This window comes from Ureibacillus thermosphaericus, from assembly GCF_002370195.2.
Classification (GTDB): domain Bacteria; phylum Bacillota; class Bacilli; order Bacillales_A; family Planococcaceae; genus Ureibacillus; species Ureibacillus thermosphaericus.
Genome location: NZ_AP018335.1, coordinates 2,970,634 through 2,990,330, shown reverse-complemented (window position 1 = coordinate 2,990,330; position 19,697 = coordinate 2,970,634). Strand labels below are relative to the sequence as shown.

Annotated in this window: 20 protein-coding genes and 1 pseudogene; 11 read left to right on the top strand and 10 right to left on the bottom strand. The window is 34.3% G+C overall.

Translation table 11 applies throughout. From position 1 onward, the window contains the following. Together UtA1_RS14480 and UtA1_RS17930 are read left to right on the top strand one after the other, a co-directional pair. Complete coding sequence (locus UtA1_RS14480) at positions 1–1,032, top strand: McrC family protein (protein WP_096551747.1); 1,032 nt, start codon at positions 1–3, stop codon at positions 1,030–1,032. A gap of 502 nt (positions 1,033–1,534) precedes the next feature. Further along, entirely contained in the window at positions 1,535–1,615 is an 81-nt protein-coding gene (locus tag UtA1_RS17930; protein ID WP_331855368.1) for a hypothetical protein, read from the top strand. Positions 1,616–1,849: 234 nt separating this feature from the next. Here UtA1_RS17930 and UtA1_RS14470 read toward each other — a convergent pair. Both UtA1_RS14470 and UtA1_RS18075 read right to left on the bottom strand, forming a co-directional pair. Then, positions 1,850–2,323: pseudogene (locus tag UtA1_RS14470) on the bottom strand (transposase); the annotation flags it as partial. 28 nt (positions 2,324–2,351) lie between these two features. Then, on the bottom strand, positions 2,352–2,489 hold the full coding sequence (locus UtA1_RS18075; RefSeq protein ID WP_408647299.1) for a hypothetical protein: 138 nt from the start codon (positions 2,487–2,489) through the stop codon (positions 2,352–2,354). Between the two features lie 364 nt (positions 2,490–2,853). On the opposite strand from UtA1_RS18075, the gene UtA1_RS18070 reads away from it, so the two are divergent. The 3 genes from UtA1_RS18070 (at position 2,854) to UtA1_RS14460 (ending at position 5,042) form a co-directional block, all read left to right on the top strand. Then, positions 2,854–3,384 carry an accessory gene regulator ArgB-like protein gene (locus UtA1_RS18070; protein WP_172597881.1) on the top strand — a complete coding sequence of 177 codons (531 nt, stop codon included), beginning with the start codon at positions 2,854–2,856 and terminating at the stop codon, positions 3,382–3,384. Then, complete coding sequence (locus UtA1_RS17310) at positions 3,359–3,523, top strand: hypothetical protein (RefSeq protein WP_172597880.1); 165 nt, start codon at positions 3,359–3,361, stop codon at positions 3,521–3,523. The genes UtA1_RS18070 and UtA1_RS17310 overlap by 26 nt, the downstream gene beginning before the upstream one ends. Positions 3,524–3,722: 199 nt before the next feature. Continuing rightward, complete coding sequence (locus UtA1_RS14460) at positions 3,723–5,042, top strand: sensor histidine kinase (RefSeq protein ID WP_096551743.1); 1,320 nt, start codon at positions 3,723–3,725, stop codon at positions 5,040–5,042. Positions 5,043–5,120: 78 nt separating this feature from the next. On the opposite strand, the gene UtA1_RS14455 is transcribed toward UtA1_RS14460, so the two are convergent. The 3 genes from UtA1_RS14455 to brnQ form a co-directional block, all read right to left on the bottom strand. Continuing rightward, on the bottom strand, positions 5,121–5,474 hold the full coding sequence (locus UtA1_RS14455) for a PilZ domain-containing protein (protein ID WP_096551741.1): 354 nt from the start codon (positions 5,472–5,474) through the stop codon (positions 5,121–5,123). Between the two features lie 26 nt (positions 5,475–5,500). Then, the gene (locus UtA1_RS14450; RefSeq protein ID WP_232019955.1) at positions 5,501–6,034 is read right to left on the bottom strand and encodes an EAL domain-containing protein; all 534 of its coding nucleotides are present in this window, start codon (positions 6,032–6,034) and stop codon (positions 5,501–5,503) included. 569 nt (positions 6,035–6,603) lie between these two features. Further along, the gene (brnQ, locus tag UtA1_RS14445) at positions 6,604–7,956 is read right to left on the bottom strand and encodes a branched-chain amino acid transport system II carrier protein (protein WP_096551737.1); all 1,353 of its coding nucleotides are present in this window, start codon (positions 7,954–7,956) and stop codon (positions 6,604–6,606) included. Positions 7,957–8,231: 275 nt separating this feature from the next. On the opposite strand from brnQ, the gene UtA1_RS14440 reads away from it, so the two are divergent. Further along, positions 8,232–8,891 (top strand): hypothetical protein, encoded by a 660-nt coding sequence (locus UtA1_RS14440; RefSeq protein WP_096551735.1) that lies wholly within the window; start codon positions 8,232–8,234, stop codon positions 8,889–8,891. A 136-nt stretch (positions 8,892–9,027) separates the two neighbouring features. Here UtA1_RS14440 and UtA1_RS14435 read toward each other — a convergent pair whose 3' ends face one another. Further along, on the bottom strand, positions 9,028–10,389 hold the full coding sequence (locus UtA1_RS14435) for an IS4 family transposase (RefSeq protein ID WP_096550514.1): 1,362 nt from the start codon (positions 10,387–10,389) through the stop codon (positions 9,028–9,030). Between the two features lie 272 nt (positions 10,390–10,661). Between UtA1_RS14435 and UtA1_RS14430 the strand changes: the two genes are divergently transcribed. Genes UtA1_RS14430 through UtA1_RS14415 form a run of 4 tightly spaced genes read left to right on the top strand, consistent with a single transcriptional unit; the run spans position 10,662 to position 14,584 of the window. Continuing rightward, a complete protein-coding gene (locus UtA1_RS14430; protein WP_016838627.1) occupies positions 10,662–11,705 on the top strand; it encodes an iron-siderophore ABC transporter substrate-binding protein in 1,044 nt (347 codons plus the stop codon). 1 nt (position 11,706) lies between these two features. Then, positions 11,707–12,744 carry a FecCD family ABC transporter permease gene (locus UtA1_RS14425; protein WP_408647298.1) on the top strand — a complete coding sequence of 346 codons (1,038 nt, stop codon included), beginning with the start codon at positions 11,707–11,709 and terminating at the stop codon, positions 12,742–12,744. Beyond that, entirely contained in the window at positions 12,741–13,772 is a 1,032-nt protein-coding gene (locus UtA1_RS14420; protein ID WP_096551733.1) for a FecCD family ABC transporter permease, read from the top strand. Before UtA1_RS14425 ends, UtA1_RS14420 begins: the two co-directional genes overlap by 4 nt. Further along, the gene (locus tag UtA1_RS14415) at positions 13,772–14,584 is read left to right on the top strand and encodes an ABC transporter ATP-binding protein (RefSeq protein ID WP_016838630.1); all 813 of its coding nucleotides are present in this window, start codon (positions 13,772–13,774) and stop codon (positions 14,582–14,584) included. The genes UtA1_RS14420 and UtA1_RS14415 overlap by 1 nt, the downstream gene beginning before the upstream one ends. Positions 14,585–14,910: 326 nt before the next feature. On the opposite strand, the gene UtA1_RS14410 is transcribed toward UtA1_RS14415, so the two are convergent. Both UtA1_RS14410 and UtA1_RS14405 read right to left on the bottom strand, forming a co-directional pair. Then, positions 14,911–15,468 carry a glutathione peroxidase gene (locus UtA1_RS14410; protein ID WP_096551731.1) on the bottom strand — a complete coding sequence of 186 codons (558 nt, stop codon included), beginning with the start codon at positions 15,466–15,468 and terminating at the stop codon, positions 14,911–14,913. A gap of 127 nt (positions 15,469–15,595) precedes the next feature. After that, positions 15,596–15,796 carry a cold-shock protein gene (locus tag UtA1_RS14405; RefSeq protein ID WP_096551729.1) on the bottom strand — a complete coding sequence of 67 codons (201 nt, stop codon included), beginning with the start codon at positions 15,794–15,796 and terminating at the stop codon, positions 15,596–15,598. Between the two features lie 272 nt (positions 15,797–16,068). Here UtA1_RS14405 and UtA1_RS14400 point away from each other — a divergent pair, with 272 nt between their 5' ends. Next, complete coding sequence (locus UtA1_RS14400) at positions 16,069–16,647, top strand: nitroreductase family protein (RefSeq protein WP_016838633.1); 579 nt, start codon at positions 16,069–16,071, stop codon at positions 16,645–16,647. A gap of 156 nt (positions 16,648–16,803) precedes the next feature. Here the strand turns inward: UtA1_RS14400 and UtA1_RS14395 are convergent, their stop codons facing one another. Together UtA1_RS14395 and UtA1_RS14390 are read right to left on the bottom strand one after the other, a co-directional pair. Further along, positions 16,804–17,076, bottom strand: a complete 273-nt coding sequence (locus UtA1_RS14395; RefSeq protein ID WP_126434519.1) for a hypothetical protein — start codon at positions 17,074–17,076, stop codon at positions 16,804–16,806. A 142-nt stretch (positions 17,077–17,218) separates the two neighbouring features. Continuing rightward, positions 17,219–19,315 (bottom strand): carbohydrate-binding domain-containing protein, encoded by a 2,097-nt coding sequence (locus tag UtA1_RS14390; protein WP_096551727.1) that lies wholly within the window; start codon positions 19,313–19,315, stop codon positions 17,219–17,221. Positions 19,316–19,697 lie beyond the last annotated feature (382 nt).

The following is a 19,697-nucleotide window of genomic DNA, read 5'->3' as shown; positions in this document are numbered from 1 at the left end:
ATGAAGTCTGTATTAAAAGTCCCTATTCGCAATTTGTTTTGCTTACTCAGTTATGTGAATGAAATGCCAGAATTAATTGAGAGTTTGAATGATGTCGACGAAGACTTGATTACTTATGATTTCATTGCCAACCGATTTTTGTACGAAGTAGATCTTTTGCATCGTCGTGGACTTGTTAAGAATTATGTAACTAGGATTGAATCCACGAACCGACTTGGTGGGCGAGTCATTATGAATGAATCCATGCCGTACATTTTGTCAAAAAAGCCTACCGTCGTATGTGAGAAAGATGAATATTCAGCGAATATTTTATTAAACCAAGTAATGAAATCCACGTTAAGATCCATCTGTGTGAATCGTTATGTAAAAGAAGAAACAAGAAAGCGAAGTTTTCATTATTTAGAATTAATTTCTGAAGTGGATCCACTCCCAATAACAAGGGAAGTATTTTCTCGCATCTACTTTGGAAGACACGATGCGTATTATAAGCGTATGGTGCATATTGCTAAATTGCTGCATGAACTAACGCTGTTATCCCACAAACATGGTAACTGGAGTTTATTTTCAGCTGAACTAGATGAGAAATCGTTAAATCGCATTTTCGAGAAATTCTTGTTTAACTTTTACAGAATTGAGCAGAAAAAGTATCGAGTGTCCTCCGAAGTTATGCAGTGGAAGCTAGAGGGAAATCAAACCTACTTGCCAACGATGAAGACAGATGTCTCATTAACACATAAAAATGGCTTTGAGAAAATTGTAATCGATGCGAAGTTTTACAAAAATATCTTCCAAGAGAATTATGGAAAATCGTCGTTTCATAGCCACAATCTGTATCAATTGTTTACCTATTTGATGCATCAGCCAAAGGAGATTATCAACTTGAAAGGTATTTTGATTTATCCATTTAATGGGATTCAAATCAATGAATCGTTTCGTTGGGATGATCGCATGACGATGGAAATCATGATCATTAACTTAGAAGATTCATGGAAAGAGATTTATAAGAATCTCATGAGGATTATTGGGGAGTGAAATCTACTCATATTGGTGAACAGTGCACTGGCACGCCCCGAAGTATGTGGAGGAAGATTGTTAGAGTAAAAGAAAAAGAGAGCCCTCCAACTTCCCATCATGAACTTATCCCTATCAGTGGACAGTAAATAAAAAGGAACTTATTAGGCAGCTGTAGCCGGATATGCTTTAGGGCGACAGCTGTTTCATTTCGTTTGTATCCGTTCATTGTTGCAGAATTCAATGTATTGTGAAACTGCTTGCTTCAATTCTACAGCCGGTTCAAATTGATACATGTCTTTAAATGACTAAAAAAGTTCTCCATACAAGCATGATCTAAACAATTTTATTTTCTAGAAATACTTGCCCTTATATTGTCATATTTAAGTAGTGTGTGATTATTTTCTTGATGTGGGCTAAAATCCTTAGGCGCTAAAAAGCTAATGGAAGATAAGAAGTTAATCGCCGTTGAAAAGAAAATCGCACTCATGATTGGGATAAGAAAGAACAAGTCCAAGCACGTATGCGTTTATCTATTAAGAAGGTGCTCCAGAAACATGGGTATCCGCCGACAAAGAACCAAAAGCTGTTGAGGATGTATTAGAACAGGCGAAGTTACAGGCTGCAAACATGTAGGGAGATGATGGCTAACTTGTATCATTATGAGTTAGCCCTTCCTTTTATAAAAATACTCACTACCGTCGCATAAATGATGTCTGAATTTTCAGTTTTATTTTTTCTGGACTTTAGAGAAAAAACGAAAACACCTAAGCGAGGGTAGTAAACATCCAATTTTTTACTATAACCTATGACTTGTGCAACAACGACTGGCAAACCTTTATGGGACGCCGTCAACTTCGATTTTCCGTAACCAAATGTGTGCAGATTTCCATAAAGCTGTTTTCAAATATCGACTTATTTGTAACGTACTTCGGTTACTATTCGTGTTCAACTGGGCTAACACATTTAAACAGTATACAATCATCGCTACGTATACTTGGTTGTGTACGGCTTGTTTACTGTGGCCGTAGAACTTCTTGATATTCAAGTGTTGTTTCATCCATTTGAAAAAAAGTTCAATGGCCCAACGTGACTGATAGATTTCGGCGATTTCATCTGCATCCATATCAAAACGATTCGTCAGTAAATGAAGTTTATTTCCTTTTGTATCCAACAATTTGATGAGACGGAACGCGTTTTCAGAACGATTTTGCGTGGTTCCAATCACCACCATTTCATCGGAGAATACAGGCGAATCTTCAGGTAACGAAAATCGTTCTAACACACGGACGACAGCGTTTTCGCAAACTCTCGGTTTCATGTAATTGAGCATACAACAGTCATTTCAGAAATGAAGCCATATAAAGCTTCTTTGTATAGTAATCTAATTGATAGGCTTTCACCATATCGTCAAATAAGTTGAAATGAATTGGTGAAAACCGTTGTTCAAATGATGTTTTTCGTGTAAACTTATCCATGCTTTTGTCCTTTGTATTGGATTTGGATGGTTTACTACCACCCAACCATTATAAAGGATTTTTTTGTGTTTGGATTATATTTCAGAAAATTCGGTTTATTTGAAGGCGTTAAATTATTTTAATGCGACGCTAGTAGGAAAATATAGTTACAGAAAATTCAGATTTATTATGTCTATTGATATTTTTTATGAGAGCATAATGAATTCTAATATTCACCATTAAATGGACTGATGATAAAATAAGAGATGGAGGTGATGAATTAATAAATTTAAAATGAATACATCCAAATAAAGGAGGGAACAAGAAGATTTCTAGAATTGAAAATGCAATCTTTCATCTATTAGATCAAGAACATTTTTCTCATTTGGAAAAAGAAAAATTAAAATTAGGTATTCAAATCATTATCTCAGAGTCTTACAAGCTTATATTAATTTATTTATTGGCTTATTTATTAAATTGTATAGTTCCAACATTGATTGCGCATCTTACATTTTTCATATTAAGGCAAGTTTGTTTCGGCTATCATTTTAACAACCTAATTATATGCCTCGCTACTAGCATCATAGCATTTCCAATCACTATTAAATATTTAGCTGTTTATTACTCAATTATTCCTACATTCCTCTTATATATTATTTTTATCATCATACTAGTATTTATCTATAAACTTGCACCTAAAGGAACAGAAAAGCACCCGATTATCAATCAACATCATAAAAAATATTTGCGAAGAAAAATGGCCTTCCGAGTATTCATAATAGTTGGAATATTTTGTATTTCGACATTCGAAATAAAAGTTTTTATCGCTTATGGGGCTTTATTAGAATCTCTAATGTTACTATCTCAATCAATTAAGGGGGAGTATTTTTATGAAAATGAATTGGATGAATGTTAAAAATTTAATTTCTAAAATTGCGATGGTTGTAGTTGCTGTTGGAGGTACAGCTACGATTACTGGATGTACAACATTATTCCATGAGAAAAAGATTTCAAATGAGTTACTAGAAAATCATCCTTTTGCTACAAAAAAATAACTCCGTAAAATGTTTTTCCATTGTTTTCCGACTAACTCTATTAGTCGGAATTTTCTTCCTCTAATTTATAAGCCCTACTAATTTATACATAAATTAGTACAAAATTACGAAAATCCGTTGCGTTCATGTGTACTATCGTAATATAGTTATTATATTATTGATTCATTCCAGAATAGAATTATACATAGTAGGAGAAAAAATGAAGCTAGTATTGATAATGATTGAGTTAATCTTGATAGTGTGGGCAGTCACGTATACATCACAAATCAAATTGCGAATGAAGCAAATTTTATTTTTCGCCTTAACCGTATTTTGTCCTACAAGTTTTATTTTCTTATGGGTAGGTCAATGGCAAGGAATTATTTACTTTATTGTTAGTTCATTAATTTATTTCTTTTTACTCACAAAAAAATTTATTATACTAATACAACTTTGTTTCTTTATTATTATAGGTATCTTAGTAGATAATCTTGCCCAATATATTATGCAATCACTCTCAATTAACTTTTTACCTGGTGTCTTAGATCAATATTGTTTTTTTATTGTTTTATTTATTATTAGTGTCTTTATTTATCGATATTTTCACAAAAAATTTATTACATTGTTACCTGAAATAAAGAGTGCTATCAAATTTATTTTTTTTGTTGTGATTGTAACGATGGTCACTTTTTACATTAATATCTACTTAACAGATTATTTATCTAAAGATACAGTGTTAATATTCAATATCGTGATTCAGATTACGTATTTTGTAATCATGCTGTTTATACTTTCATTGACGATATTAAACATCAAAAAACAACATGATATTCAAAAAATAGAGTTTGAAAATAATCAGTTTAATAGTTATATGGAATCATTGGAATTAATTAATAATGATATGCAAAAATTTCGACATGATTACAACAATATATTGTTTACTATGCAAGGTTACATTGAAATTAATGATTTTGAGGGTTTAAAAGAATATTTTAAACAACATATATTCTCTACAGAAATGAACACATTAAAAAGAAATCAATTGTTAGCAAATTTATCGAAAATGAAGGTCACAGGAATTAAGGGTCTGCTTTTAACAAAGATTTTACAAGCTGAAAAAGAAAATATATCAATTAATATTGAAATTCCAGAAGATATTGAAGACTTTCATATGAATGTCATTGATTTAGCTAGAATTCTAGGAATCTTTTTAGATAACGCAATTGAAGCGAATTATCAATCCAATCAAAAAATTAATTTTGATAGTGAAATTGATATTGCATTTATTAAAACCAATGATGATTCGTTGATGATCATCATCGAAAATACATTCTATGATGAAGAGGTAGATTTAGAAAACATTTTCGAAGATGGATTCTCTACGAAAGGAAAAAATCGTGGAAAAGGATTAAGTAATGTGAAAAGTATTTTGAAAAACTATCCGAATGTTAAATTAAACACCACTGTAAATGACTATAACTTTACTCAAATTCTTGAAATAAAAAATATTCATTCAAAACTAATAAAAGTTGAGAGATAATCAAATAAGCAAAAAATATTGGGTTGGATAGGGGAGAACCTACCTAACCCAATTTTTTGATATCAAAAGTGTACATCATTAGTTTATTACAACGATATTGAAGTACTCATTAATATCGTCAACAATCGCTCTCTTGTATGGTGGTACCTTTTTATGATTTTTTGCTAAAGTTACAAATGTGTCAAGAATTATGGTGAACTTAGTTCTTTCTTCATCATTTTCAAAAATAAACTTAACACCATATTCCGCTAGATCTTCATTCACTTCTTCTTTCCAAACAATTTTCGCATTCAATAAAATGGACTCTTCAAGTAATTCTGTAATAAATTGGTAAAGAATGTCCGTACGGATTGGCAAATTAAGATTTGATATAAATCTAAGTCCTCCAGCACCGATTTCTGTAACTAATACTTTGGATACCCCGATATCCAAGTTCCGCTTTGCTATCGATGAGATTTTTAATTTTGCTTCAAGCGGGCAGTGGAAGTAAAACGATGATGTTTTCTTCTGTCTTGTATTATTTTTCCATCAAATGGTAAGTTATCCAAATCAGTAATTAGGCCATTTTCTTCTGCAATATTAATGAATTCACCAGGTAAGAGAAGCCCCCATTTTGGATGTCTACACCGAATTAACGCTTCAGCACCAGTGATTTGTTTAGTAGTTGTATCCACTAGAGGTTGAATGTAAAATTCTAATTCATTGTTTTCGATTGCCTTCTTTAAATCTCGTCCTATGGAATAATTTTTATAGGATTGGATACTATTTGTATGGGAGAGGATATGATACGTTCCTTTTCCTTCTTTCACAGCCTTTTGTAAAGCTACGCTAGAATTTCTTAATAACTCCAAGCTGGTTGTCCCATTTTCAGGGAAGATGCAAGCACCAATACTTACGGTAATATGAAGTTGGTATTCTTTTACAAAAAATGGATCGTTTAAGAAATTTGTAATTTGTTTAATTTTTTCTTTTAAAGCATCGATGGGCTTTATTTCTTTAATGAATAAAATAAATTCATCGCCGCCTGTACGTGCTACGAAATCCTGAGGAGATAAATACTATTTTAATTGTTTAGGAAGTTGTTTCAAAATTTCGTCACCTATTTCATTTCCGAGGGTATTGTTGAAGTAAGTAGCTTATATAAAAAGTGGAAAATCATTTATCGATACACTTTTTTGATTGAGAAAGTAAATGATGGAGAAAATTAAAATAAAAAAGAAGGGAGTTATGAATTGACTCCCTTCTTTTAAGGAAATATTACTTTTTTGTTAATAGATAGTCACCAAGTGGTAGAAGAAATACAATAAATAAAACTGTTAAAATAGTCAGTGCTTTTAAAATAGTAATTGCAACTTGGTCAAACATCCTTAGTAGCCTCCTTTCATTCACAAATTATGTTACCTTAAATGATAGTAATTTTCCATCTTATTTAGTTGGAGTAAACAATGTAAAAAATTTCTTGTTCCTGTTTTATCTATTCATCTGCTGACGTATTATTGTAATATTTCATTTCCAAACTTATCATTGTTAAAAAGGGCGCCATAAAGTGACGCCCCCTTTTTTATTGTGTCACGATTTGTTTTGAACCTTTTGGCCACAAAATTCCGATGATGAATCCAAAGGCAGCCGGCAACATCCAGCCTAGTCCAATATCATAAAGTGGCAAATAATCGGAATAAAATGACTTAATTGATTCGAACAATGAAATAGTTGTACTTGGTAAACTTGCAACTAATGTACTGTAACCATCAAATAAGCTTACACAGAAAGTGAAAAACATCGTTGAAGTATAGACACTTTGCTTATTTCCGTATAAAGGTGAGCAAAGGGTTAAAATAATTAGAACAATCGCTAATGGATACAATAACATTAATACAGGAATAGCGAATTGAATAATATTATTTAAACCAAAGTTCGCTATTGTAAATGATACAAGACATAAGATGAGTACGAACCATTTGTAACTAATTTTAGGATATACTTGGTTGAAAAACTCACTACAAGACGTTATCAATCCGATACTTGTTTTTAAACATGCAAGAACAATGATAATCGCAAGTAGTATTGCCCCATAATCACCGAAATAATATTGAGCGACTGCGGCAAAGATTTGTCCACCATTTTCGAAAGTGCCGATTGCCAAAACGCTAGATGCCCCCATATACGTAATAAGTCCATAAATGAGTGCCATCAATGCCATGGCAAATACGCCGGCTTTCAGAGTTGACTTTGCAATTTCTGTTTTATTTGTAATTCCTTGTCCTTTTATTGCGTTAATCACAACAATCCCGAAAGCCAATGATGCAAGAAGGTCCATTGTATTGTATCCTTCTTTAAATCCTGTTATAAATGCAAGGTCGCGATAATCGCCAATTGGTTGATCGAATGACCCCATTGGTTTTATGATTGCGATAATAATTAAAATGAATAAGAACAATAAAAAGGCAGGAGTTAAATATTTCCCAATATAATCGACGATTTTCGCTGGATTTAAAGAGAAGTAATAGACAATGGCAAAAAATACAAAACTAAAAATTCCTAACAACAATGTGCTATATTCGGGATTGATATATGGTTCAAAACCTACAACGAAAGGTACCGTTGCTGTTCGTGGAATTGCGAAAAATGGACCAATCGTTAAATAAAGAGCGATTGCAAAAATCACGCCGAACAGTGGATGAACTCTTCCAGCTAATTCCCGTAAACTATTGCTACCAGATAACCCAAAGGCAATGATTCCTAAGAAGGGTAACCCGATGGCTGTAATGAGGAATCCAATTAATGCAGGCCAAAAATTTGTACCAGCTAGTTGTCCCATTTGGATTGGGAAAATTAAGTTCCCTGCACCAAAAAACATCCCAAATAGCATTGTACCAATGACTGCATAAGTAGAAAATGAACTCATCTTTTTCATAATCTCTGCTCCTTCTAAGTTGAATAATTCTAATTTTAGCAACTTTTCAGAAAGGAATCTATGTAGATTGAAAAAGTAGGAAAATGAGGAATTTTCAATTTAGTTTTTAAATTGGGAATATTATCAAAATATATGGAGTTATCATTTGCAAAAAGGTAGAATGATATTGATATAATAAAATAGAAAAAATTCAGAATAATGTAAAATTAAACTTTACAAGAACTTTTGTTCGTGTTATTGTAATTGATAATAAAAGATGAAGAGGAGTTGTTTTCATGGAAAATAGAGACGAGGATCTCCATTTTCACAAGTTTTTTATTGAATCATCAAAGAAACAAAGAAATGCTCCAAATACTAACCCGTTTTTATTAGGTAAACAAACCGATTTTATATTAGAAGAATTTCAAAATAGTTATATACGAATTGATACTTCTATTGAAACAAATCCGGAATATCAATTGATTAATGGATGGACAAATATCATTCTCATGAATGAAGGCGCAAAAACGATAGGTTATCTAAACTTCAAAATTTACAACTCTTTTATAATGGATAAATCTGATTTGTTAAAGGTAGCCAAATCATTTTCAGATGAGGAATATACAATCATTTCTACTTTTAAAAAACATTTTCAATCTACCTTTGATGAAGGTTACATTAAGTTCCTAATAGTAAATGAAATATTCTTAAATAATGAATACCAGCAAAAGGGATACGAATTAAAAGTGATGGTAGAATTAATAAGCTTATGTCGTATTTTAGAAATTGACTACATCATTTCAAAACCTCTACCAATCATAAAAGAGAATTTTAATTACGGAAAATCCAAAAAACGAATGGCAAAAATGGCTTTTCTCAATAATAAACTAGTTTTTGATGTATATTATTTAGAGGAACAAGAACCAATCATTGTATTGGATATTAGCCGTATATGAAAACTATTTTTATGAAACACCATTTTACTCATTGACGATAGGGAGAAATGGTGTTTTTATTATGAAGGGATATTTTATTTTAATGTATGAAGGAATTATATTGAAATGAGTTATGAAATTCCCATTTATAAATAGCTCAACTTTCGCACACAGATATTGTCAGACATCTCTTGATGTAATTGGGTAAAGACGCAATCCATTCTTGTACTTTACTTTTAAATAATTCCATGTTCAAACAAACATTAGCTTCTGCTAATGTTTGGAAGATCGCTAATAATTGATTCAATGCACTCTCTAGATTCATATCTTTTACATCTTCACATAATAGAAAAAAGAGATTTCCAATCGTTTTAGGATCGTTGTTTTGTCTACGCTCCCACTCTAAGAGTATAAAGCGAGTAAACACAATCGTTGTATGACTAATCAACAGATCATACGAACGACCTTGAAATTCTTTTGCTAGGTTAAGCAATGATTTGGTACACTTGAAAAATGTTTCGATGTCCCAGCGCATCCCGTAAATACGCACAATTTCTTCATCTGAAAGTGTGGTATCTGTACTCAAAATGGCTAACCATTCACTCTTTTTATTGCGGTTACGCACGAATACAATCTTGACTTGTCGTCCTTTTGCAAGATGAACATGGATCGAACCGAGTAGGTCTTTCTTTTCCATGGTACGCTTTGCTTTTTTAAAGAGTTCATCCAGAGTATGGGCTTCACCATCTATGAAATAACGTTGTTTTAGCTGCTTGACCATACCAATGACAAATAAACCTTTATCCGTGATTTTTTCAATCAAAGGCTCATGCGTAAACCAAGTATCCATTAACACATAATCAGCTGTAATTCCTGCATTTAAGGCATGATCCAATAAAGCAGAGACAACGCTTGGCTTATCTTGTTGTGCTTCAAGACGACGCTTGTAGCCGGAAGTGCGTTTATCAATGGATTCATCGACCCCGTTAAGTTGATTTTCCTTTTTCGCTGAACTCAATAAAGCAAAGTCTACAGGTAGAAAAGAATATCCATCAGACCAACCAAGAGTAAGCAACTGAAACCCCTTATAGAATCGTTTCTCTGTATGATCAAATACTCGTGAAAGAAGTTCAACAGACTTGCTTCGGTTGCGTGAAAAGAGTGAATCATCAACAATAAACACCTTCACTCTGTTGTTTGATGTAAGCTTTTTTATACGTCCAGTAAGATCTTGACATAAGGAAAGTAAAAAAGTTCGCCAAGCATAAGTAGATGAATTTAGAAAACGGTAGATCGTATCTTTTTTAGGTAAGTCCACGGCTTTCTTACTTTGAAGTGCTTGAAACCAATTTTTATATTGGAAAACAAGCAAAAAAATAAGACGGAAAATAGATAAGCATGAATAACCAAATCCCTTAGTAATTCTCGCTTTTCTCAAATGTTTGCCTATATTTAATTCAGAAAATCTTCGTTCAAGTTCTTTTGGTAGTTGTGCAAAAGTATCTTTTTTCGTTATCATAATGGTGACACCTTCTTTGGTATTTGGTTTGTTCACCATAATTTTACCAAAAGATAGGTGTCTTTTTCTTTTAAAAAAATAAAATCAATAAAAAACAAGAGAAATAATGAAAGACGATATAAAACAGTCATATCAAGAGTTGCAATAAGATATTACTCTGCGAAAGTTGAGTAAATAGTTAATTAGTGATTGACAATCGGTTTGTAAAAATATTATATTATCATCGAAAATGATAATTATTATCAATTGCGAAATAAAAGAGGTGTACTAAGATGAAAAATAAAATATTCTCAATAGTTTTTACATTATTATTCATACTCTTGTTAGCAGGTTGTTCTGAACAATCCTCTAATCAATCAAATGGTGAAGAAAAAGAAACGAACACAAGTAATGAATCATCAGTAGAATATCCGATTGTCATTCAACATGCATTTGGTGAAACGGTAATTGAAAAGAAACCAGAACGAGTTGCAACTATCGCTTGGGCAAACCATGATGTTGCGCTTGCTTTAGGAGTTGTACCAGTAGGTTTTTCTGCTGCTAACTATGGCGTTCAAGATGATAGTGGCATGCTTCCATGGACAAAAGAAAAATTAAAAGAACTTGGTGTAGAAAAACCAAATATTTACCAAGATACAGATGGATTAGATTTTGAAGCAATTGCAGATAGTGAACCAGATGTTATTCTTGCGGCATATTCAGGCATTACAAAAGAAGAATACGATATTTTAACTGAAATTGCGCCAGTTGTTGCTTATCCAGAAACGCCTTGGGTAATATCTTGGAGAGATCAAATCTTATACAATGCAAAAGGTATGGGAATGGAAGAAGAAGGTAAACAACTGATTGCAGATACAGAAAACTTAATTAAAGAAAAGGTAAGCAAATATCCTGAATTAGCAGGAAAGAAAGCTGCTTTTGCGTCTATCAGTGCAGCAGATTTATCAAAATTCTATGTCTATACAACGCAAGACCCGCGCGGAGAGTTTCTTGAAGAGTTAGGAATGAAATATCCTGAAAGCTTACAAGAATTTATTGGAGATCCAAATAGTTTCTATATCGAAATGAGTGCAGAAAACGCAGATGCATTAAATGATGTAGACATTATCGTGACATATGGTGATGAGCAAACATTAAAAGCTCTTCAACAGGACTCAATTTTAGGAAAAGTACCGGCAATTCAAAAAGGTGCCGTTGTAGTCATTGGTGATAATACACCATTAGCAGCAGCTGGTAATCCGAATCCGCTTTCCATTGCGTACACCATCGATGAATATTTAAGTTTGCTTGCAGAAGCGGCAAAAAAGCTAAATTAATATGATGAAAACAACAACCTATAAAGAAAAAAAGCAAAACCTTATCCCGAAAAAATTGTTTGCACTGCTAATTGTACTAATTGTTTTGCTGGGTGTTTGCATCATTGCTTCATTATTATTTGGTTCTCGAATCATTAGTTGGACGGATATAATGGATGGACTATTCCATTCCCATGTAGATTCCCATGAAGCAAATGTTGTACGGCAAAGGGTTGTCCGCACCATTTTTAGTATTATGACCGGAGTCGCTCTCGGAGTTTCGGGTGCCTTAATGCAATCGGTGACCCGAAATCCGATTGCGGATCCAAGCATATTAGGAGTCAATACGGGGGCAGCCCTTTTTGTCGTATGTGGAATTGCGTTCTTTCATATTAGCTCTGCCAGTCAATATATTTGGTTTGCGATTGTTGGAGCAATGATTGCTGCAATATTTGTCTATTCCATTGGATCGATGGGAAGTGGCGGTGCAACACCATTGAAACTTGTGTTGGCAGGTGCCGCGACAAGTGCCATTTTGTCTTCGCTTGTTTCAGCGGTCATGATTCCGCGTACAAATGTTATGGATCAATTTCGATTTTGGCAAGTAGGTAGCGTGGGATCAGGCTCTTGGGATTCCATTTCAATTTTTCTCCCTTTCTTGTTAACAGGATGTATCATTGCTGTTATTACAGCTCCCGCATTAAATGCCATACTTTTAGGGGATGAGGTTGCTACTAGTTTAGGTGTACGGATTGGGTTCATTCGGCTAATTGCTGCATTTGGTGGCGTACTATTATGTGGTGCTGCAACAGCTCTTGCAGGCCCCATAGGATTTATCGGTTTACTTGCAACTCATGTTGTTCGATTAGTAATCGGACCGGATATGCGCTACATTATACCGCTGTCTGCTCTTACAGGAGCAATTATATTAACATTGTCAGATGTATGTGGAAGGTTGTTAGGTAGTCCTGGAGAATTAGAAGTCGGGGTTGTAACAGCCTTTATTGGTGCTCCTATATTAATTTTCATTACAATGAAATCGAAAGTTCGTGAAATATGATGAATGATACATTGAGTTTAATTCGATCAGCTCGTTCAAAAAGACAACGTCGCTTTGTAATTTTGACAGCATTACTGGGCTTAATCTCAGTAGTCTTATGCTTCATGATGCTGATGGTTGGTAACACGATTTATCCTGTAAAAGACGTAATACGGGTACTTTTTGGTGAAGAAGTAAAGGGTGCATCCTTTGCTGTCGGAACAATTCGGTTACCTCGAATGGTGGCAGGAGTGTTTGCAGGTTTCGCCTTTGGTGCTGGTGGTTATGTATTTCAAACGATGTTACGGAACCCATTAGCCAATCCCAATGTGATTGGGATTACGACAGGTTCAAGCGCTGCGGCTGTTTTTTGCATCGTTATTCTTCATGCCAGTCTTGCAACCATTTCAATCGCTGCCGTAATTGGTGGTCTATGTACAGTATTGATTATTTATTTTTTAGCAAAAGGGAGTTCCTTCTCCATTGGAAGATTGATTTTAATCGGTATTGGCATTCAGGCGATGTTAAATTCTGTTATTTCTTATTTACTGTTGATTGGGAATCAACACGATATACCAACGGCAATGCGCTGGCTGAGCGGCAGTTTAAATGGGTTGAAATTGGAAACTCTTTATCCACTCATTTTCACTGTCATTCTTTTGACTCCGATTTTAATTATGTACGGTAAGCAATTGGAGATGTTGGAATTAGGAGATCAAACAGCGACATCGATTGGAGTAAATGTAAATAGAACGAGAATCATGTTGATGATAAGTTCCGTATTGATGATTGCTTTAGCTACGGCAACAACAGGGCCAATTGCTTTCGTTGCATTTCTTTCGGGGCCAATTGCCAATAGAATCATGGGTACAGGCTTTTCAAATATCATTCCTGCCGGGCTTGTTGGCGTAATCCTAGTATTGGCTGGGGATTTAATTGGTCAACATGCTTTCGAAGCTAGATATCCAGTGGGTGTGATTACCGGTATCCTTGGTGCACCTTACTTGTTATATTTATTAGTTCGTTTGAATCGAAAGGGTGGATTGTAATGAAACCTACACACGTGCTTTCAGTTGAAAATCTGTTTGCAGGATACGATAAGAAGACCGTTCTGCAAGACGTAACCATCACTATTCCAAGCAATAAAATCAGTATAATTATTGGTGGGAATGGTTGTGGGAAATCAACATTATTAAAAACGATGGCAAGATTAATAAAACCTGACTCTGGCCAAGTATTGTTGGATGGAAAACCGATTCATCAAATTCCCACTAAACAATTAGCTCGTGTGTTAGGGTATTTACCACAATCACCTATCGTTCCAGAAGGAATTACGGTGGTTGATTTAGTGGGTCGAGGAAGATTTCCACATCATTCGTTTTTAAAAGGTTGGACGAGTCAAGATGATGATGCTGTAAGCGAAGCAATGGAAATCATGAACATTACCGATTTAGCCGATCGTTATATTGATGAACTTTCGGGTGGCCAAAGACAGCGTGTATGGATTGCAATGGCCCTTGCTCAACAAACGGATATTTTATTTTTGGATGAACCAACAACATATTTGGATATTACATATCAAGTAGAAATACTGGATATGCTTACAGATTTAAATCGAAAACGCGGCACAACGATTGTTTTGGTGCTTCATGATATCAATTTATCTGCCCGATATGCAGATCATATTTTTGCCTTTAAGCAAGGTAAATTAGTGGCAGAAGGGACTCCATCAGAAGTTATCAGTAGCCAATTAATTAAAGATATTTTTGGACTCGATTGCACTGTCGTTCAAGATCCTGTTTCATTATCACCATCAATCGTCCCAATTGGACGATATCATAATCATCTGGTGAAGAGTTAGATAGGGAATAGGGACTCGGGGTTGTCCAGAAAGTCGAACACTTTCTGAACAGCCTTACTTCTTATAGGAATATTCTCTTAAAAACTTTGCTTCTTCGGTGGTCAAATCAAACGCCCCCCACTAGCGCAGTCGCAATGTATCTGCGGCGAAAACTCTAGCGACAGCCGTAAAGGGGGCGTCTCAAAATGACTTTTCAGACCCCTTAAATTTCCTATTTTTCCTGGAATATAGGTGATATGGAATTTTAACAGCTTTTGCAAATAAAGAGCAAATTAGAATATCCCAAATCCTTTTCTAATCCGCTCATAAATTGACAATCCCATCATTTATGCAATAGAAGTTTTTATTGCGTCTTGAATTGCATTTTCCACATCTAGTATAGAATCGGTTGGTTCAAAGCGTTTCACTACATTTCCATTTGCATCCACAATAAATTTAGTAAAATTCCATCGAATGTTTTTTTCATCAAGGGCAAGAGGGGTACTTTCTTGAATTTTAGATTTTAGTATCTTTTCTTCAAAATTGATTCCGAACTCGCGGCATTCTGCTTGTTCTTTTAAATATTCAAATAGCGGATGAGCTTCTTCTCCGTTGACATGAATTACATCAAAAATCGGGAACGTTACACCGAAATTAATTTTACACATCCTTTCTGTTTCTCTTCCATCTTCAGGATTTTGTTCAGCAAATTGATTGCTTGGGAAACCTAGTATGATGAACCCCTGATTTACAAATTTTTCATACAATCTTTGTAAATCTTCAAATTGATATGTAAAACGGCAGTGGTTTGCAGTGTTTACGATTAACATCGTTTTATTGCGATAAGTTTCCATTGAAAGAATTTCACCGTTTGGTTTTTTTATAAGAAATTCATAAATAGACATGCTCAAATCCCCTTCATCTATCATTTAATTCTAACAATTATTATATAATAATTATTATAAAAGTCGAAAAATATGCTTATCAAATGGAATAAAAAAATCCTCTGCCTTTTGCAGAGGATCAACGTATTTATCGTTTCACAACGTTTGTTGCTTGAGGTCCACGGTTGCCTTCTTCCACTGAAAACTCAACTTTTTGACCTTCTTCAAGTGTTTTGAAGCCGTCTCCTTGAATTGCGGTGAAGTGGACGAATACATCGAATCCACCTTCAACTTCAATGAATCCATAACCTTTTTCTGAGTTAAACCATTTAACTGTACCTTCATTCATTTTAAAAAACCTCCAAATTTAATTTTTTATAATTACATTTTTAAACTAAAAAAATTCACACATTACAAAAAGTACCAAACGAACACGATTACTTTTTGTAATATGTGAATTCATTAGATAAAAGTTATATAATTATTAGTTCATAATAAAACAAAAAATAGATTTTGTCAAATGTTTTTCGTTACAAGAATCCGTGTTGATAAGCATTATTTATTAATTTTTCATTAATTTATGTTAATATAACAAGCGCAACTAAATAGGAGGGAATATAAATGGATTTTTTTGAAGCAGTGAAAAATCGCCGTTCTATTCGTGTATTGGAAGATGTAGCTGTTGTTCCAGATGAACAAGTTATTGAAATTGTAGAATCCGCATTAAATCATACACCAACTGCATTCAATGGACAGGAAACTCGCGTGGTGATTTTGTTTGGGGAAAATCATAAAAAACTTTGGAACGATACAGAAGAAATTGCCCGAAAGAAAACTAAGGAGGATTTTGCACGAATAGAGGAGCGAATTAATGGGTTTCGCAATGGTCATGGAACGATTTTATTCTTCCAAGACAGAGATGTAATCAGAGGTTTACAAGAAAAAATGCCTCAATTTCATGATGAGTTAGAAGTATGGTCTCAACAAAATCAAGGTATGCTTCAATATGTAGTTTGGACAGGGTTGGAAGCTGTAGGCTATGCAGCATCCCTTCAACATATGGAAATAAATATTCAACCGGAATGGAATGTTCCTGATAGCTGGAAGATTATTGCTCAAATGCCTTTCGGAAAACAAGTACAACCATTAATGGAAAAAGAAATAATTCCAGTCGAAAAGAAACTTATTGTCGTTAAGTAAAAGATTGCGAACGTTAAAGATAGGGGAAAGTGGCTGGCTGTGAGCTGATTTCTGTTTAGTTAGGAATGATGGAAAATTATTTCATCATCATAAAATGAGTAGCTTGCGAAAAGTCAATTAGGACTTGTTGCAAGCTTTTATGTTCAGTACACTCTTTCAATAATATTTTTTCCTCCCTTTCTGTTTTTGAATTTCTTGTGTTAAATATTGAACTTGTTTTTCAAGCTTTGCTATTCTTTCATCATATTCTTGAACTTTTTGTTGAGATTGTTGAAATTCATCTATGGAAAGTAGTTCTGCATAGGAAGAAATGATATCCCCTATTGTTGAAAGAAAAATTCCGATAATCCCTAATTTTATTGAGATATCTTCAGATGAGTTGGAGGATGTTGAATTCATCGGATTTGAATGATCATAATTTTTCATCATTCTTCCCCCCAATTCCAGTATCTTTTATATTATATGAATAACTATTGAATTGGGAACAGCAAAATCGAATATTAATGAAGTTTAGCTATCATTGCGAAGCATTACTATGAATGAAGGGCGTCGTAAAATTTGACGCCCTTTTTTATAGTGGAGCCCTCATTGGTTCGTTGTGAAAGAACAGATTGACTTCGCGATTTTCTTTAATAACATTATTCTCATGTAAAAAGGTCATTGGGGATGTTATCGTAAATTCCACTGAAAATTTCCCGTTTTGATAATTTGTATTTCGATAGAGTCCATCGATACTTTCACCAGATAAAATACCGCCATAATGAAGGGTATATGTTTGGTTCAATTTCAAATCAGGAGTGCTAATGACAATCGATTGGAATTCTTTTTCAGGTTTAACAGCAATAATTTCATTTTCCTTTGAATCGGTGATATAAAGGCTTGTATTTGCTTGTTGCTCTTTAAGAAAAGTCATCATAATTGTGTTTTGACTAGAATTATTGGAAACCCCTTGTGCTTTACCGTCGCTGCCCGCAGCTATGAGGATACCGCCTTCCATCAGAAATGTGTGGTCATAGTCTAATGGACCATTGTTGTTATTGGTTGGACCATAGACAATCACCGTACCACCTGTCATTCTAATGGAACCGTTCGAGTCGAGTCCGTCACCATCTGCATTGACGTATAAATAGCCACCTTCGATTAATAATAATCTTTCGTCATTGTTCGATTGATTTGTTTGTGAATTTTCGCCTTGTATATTCACTCCATCATCTTCCGCAAATACATGGTACGTTCCATCACGAATAATAATTTTTTTCCCTTCAATGCCTTCATAACTTTTTGCAATGTTTACATTTCCGCCTTCTAGTGTAACGGTATCATCAGCGTGAATGGCATCGTCTTCGGTAGAAATGTGAATGATACCATCTGATATAAAAATATCTTTACCATGAATGGCATCATCGAGTGAGTTGATGTTGAATGTTCCCCCCATAATCGAAATGCTTGTGCCTGCCTTAATTCCTTTTGTGCTTTTATTACTCGGAACTCGATTATTTTGAAGAATAGGTGAATTCATTTCTTCTTGTGGTAGTGGTTGTTTTACAGGATTGGGTGATGCCGTAGAAAATTGCGGTAGCATTGACCCGTTCATTTGCTTATCAGAGAAACTAGAAGAATCAGAGGGCATTGGTATGGAAATTTGTTGTAACATTTCGGGATTCGCTTGTAAAATGGCTAGCGCTTTATCGTATGTTTCCACGCCTTCCAATTGTTTTTTTACTTCATCAGAAACTTCAATATGATGAAGAAGATATTCGATTAATTCTCGATCATTAAAATTCGTCCCCGTTGATATTTCTTCAGATGTTTCAATTCTTTTTTGACCACCGCCACCTGTAGTAATAGTATATTTTCCTCCTCTGATAGCAACGATTTTTTCGCTTTGAATCCCATCGCCACCTGCATTGATTGTGAAGGTACCACTTTCTAATACGATATGACCTTTTGACTGAACTTCATGGTTGGTGGATTTTAGCCCATCACCGCCAACCGTTAAATTGATTATTGCATCTTTTATGGCTAGTAAGTCGCTTCCGATGATTCCGTCGTCAGGTGCGGTAATGTCGATGGTTCCTCCTGTTATTTTTAAATCGTCGTTGCAGTTAATGGCATCATTAAAGTGGCTTTTAATTGTTAAGGTACCGGGTCCGTTGATGGTTAAGTCATCTTTACTATAGATTGTAGCGGTTGGTTGATCTGTAACGTTTTCATAGACATACTCGGATGCATCCGTAAGGGTATTAATTGTATTTTCTTCAAGAGTGATGATGGTTTTATCTGCTTGTTTAATATATATTGGGGAAGTGGTAGATGAATGAATGGTGGCACCATTGAATACGAGGCGAACATTTCCGGAATCCTTAGTATCAACGATTATTTGCCCGTCATCCAGTGCACCTTCAAAGACATATGTGCCAGTTGTATAAATGAAAATTTGATTTCCTTCTACAACGGCTCCATCATTTCCATCGATTGTTGCAGTTATTCCTTTTAACTGAATCAAAGTAAACGTATCTTCTTGCCAAGGAGAGTAGTAGTCGCTTTTCTCATAAGAAACAAGTTTCGAGATGTCCTTTTGCTCCTCTACCGCTTTGTCTGTACATCCACAAATTAATAAAAAAGAACAAAGGGATAGGAACATGAATATCATTTGATTTTTCGCCATCAAATTCTCCTTTATTTTTACTAGGCTTACTAATAAATGGTTCTACTGTTTTATTTATGCTGTAAAATTCTTCTCATAACCTGCTAAGTTTGAGTTTTGAATGATTTTCAGTTACTTGTATTTCGAATGCAATTTCCGTCTAAGGAGGATAATAGTCAAAGGAGTAAACATAATAGTTAATCGATAAAAAACAATCATGAATTTTCATTCACAACCCTGGCATGAAAATGGATATTTCTTTCCCATAATGTAGATAACACAAACAGTTAACAATACGTAGGCTTTTATGGTGGATGATACCCTGAATAAAAAACTGTTTGAGTGGATTTGGTGAACAACCCATTGTTAGCTCATTCATTTGGAATGATGACTACGTACAGAA

Bases quoted from the DNA above. Each gene is read 5' to 3' on its own strand.
- UtA1_RS14480 (WP_096551747.1), top strand. From the start codon at position 1: ATGAAGTCTGTATTAAAAGTCCCTATTCGCAATTTGTTTTGCTTACTC.
- UtA1_RS17930 (WP_331855368.1), top strand. From the start codon at position 1,535: ATGCGTTTATCTATTAAGAAGGTGCTCCAGAAACATGGGTATCCGCCG.
- UtA1_RS18075 (WP_408647299.1), bottom strand. From the start codon at position 2,489: ATGGATAAGTTTACACGAAAAACATCATTTGAACAACGGTTTTCACCA.
- UtA1_RS17310 (WP_172597880.1), top strand. From the start codon at position 3,359: ATGAAAATGAATTGGATGAATGTTAAAAATTTAATTTCTAAAATTGCG.
- UtA1_RS14460 (WP_096551743.1), top strand. From the start codon at position 3,723: ATGAAGCTAGTATTGATAATGATTGAGTTAATCTTGATAGTGTGGGCA.
- brnQ (WP_096551737.1), bottom strand. From the start codon at position 7,956: ATGAAAAAGATGAGTTCATTTTCTACTTATGCAGTCATTGGTACAATG.
- UtA1_RS14440 (WP_096551735.1), top strand. From the start codon at position 8,232: ATGGAAAATAGAGACGAGGATCTCCATTTTCACAAGTTTTTTATTGAA.
- UtA1_RS14435 (WP_096550514.1), bottom strand. From the start codon at position 10,389: ATGATAACGAAAAAAGATACTTTTGCACAACTACCAAAAGAACTTGAA.
- UtA1_RS14430 (WP_016838627.1), top strand. From the start codon at position 10,662: ATGAAAAATAAAATATTCTCAATAGTTTTTACATTATTATTCATACTC.
- UtA1_RS14425 (WP_408647298.1), top strand. From the start codon at position 11,707: ATGATGAAAACAACAACCTATAAAGAAAAAAAGCAAAACCTTATCCCG.
- UtA1_RS14420 (WP_096551733.1), top strand. From the start codon at position 12,741: ATGATGAATGATACATTGAGTTTAATTCGATCAGCTCGTTCAAAAAGA.
- UtA1_RS14415 (WP_016838630.1), top strand. From the start codon at position 13,772: ATGAAACCTACACACGTGCTTTCAGTTGAAAATCTGTTTGCAGGATAC.
- UtA1_RS14410 (WP_096551731.1), bottom strand. From the start codon at position 15,468: ATGTCTATTTATGAATTTCTTATAAAAAAACCAAACGGTGAAATTCTT.
- UtA1_RS14405 (WP_096551729.1), bottom strand. From the start codon at position 15,796: ATGAATGAAGGTACAGTTAAATGGTTTAACTCAGAAAAAGGTTATGGA.
- UtA1_RS14400 (WP_016838633.1), top strand. From the start codon at position 16,069: ATGGATTTTTTTGAAGCAGTGAAAAATCGCCGTTCTATTCGTGTATTG.
- UtA1_RS14395 (WP_126434519.1), bottom strand. From the start codon at position 17,076: ATGATGAAAAATTATGATCATTCAAATCCGATGAATTCAACATCCTCC.
- UtA1_RS14390 (WP_096551727.1), bottom strand. From the start codon at position 19,315: ATGGCGAAAAATCAAATGATATTCATGTTCCTATCCCTTTGTTCTTTT.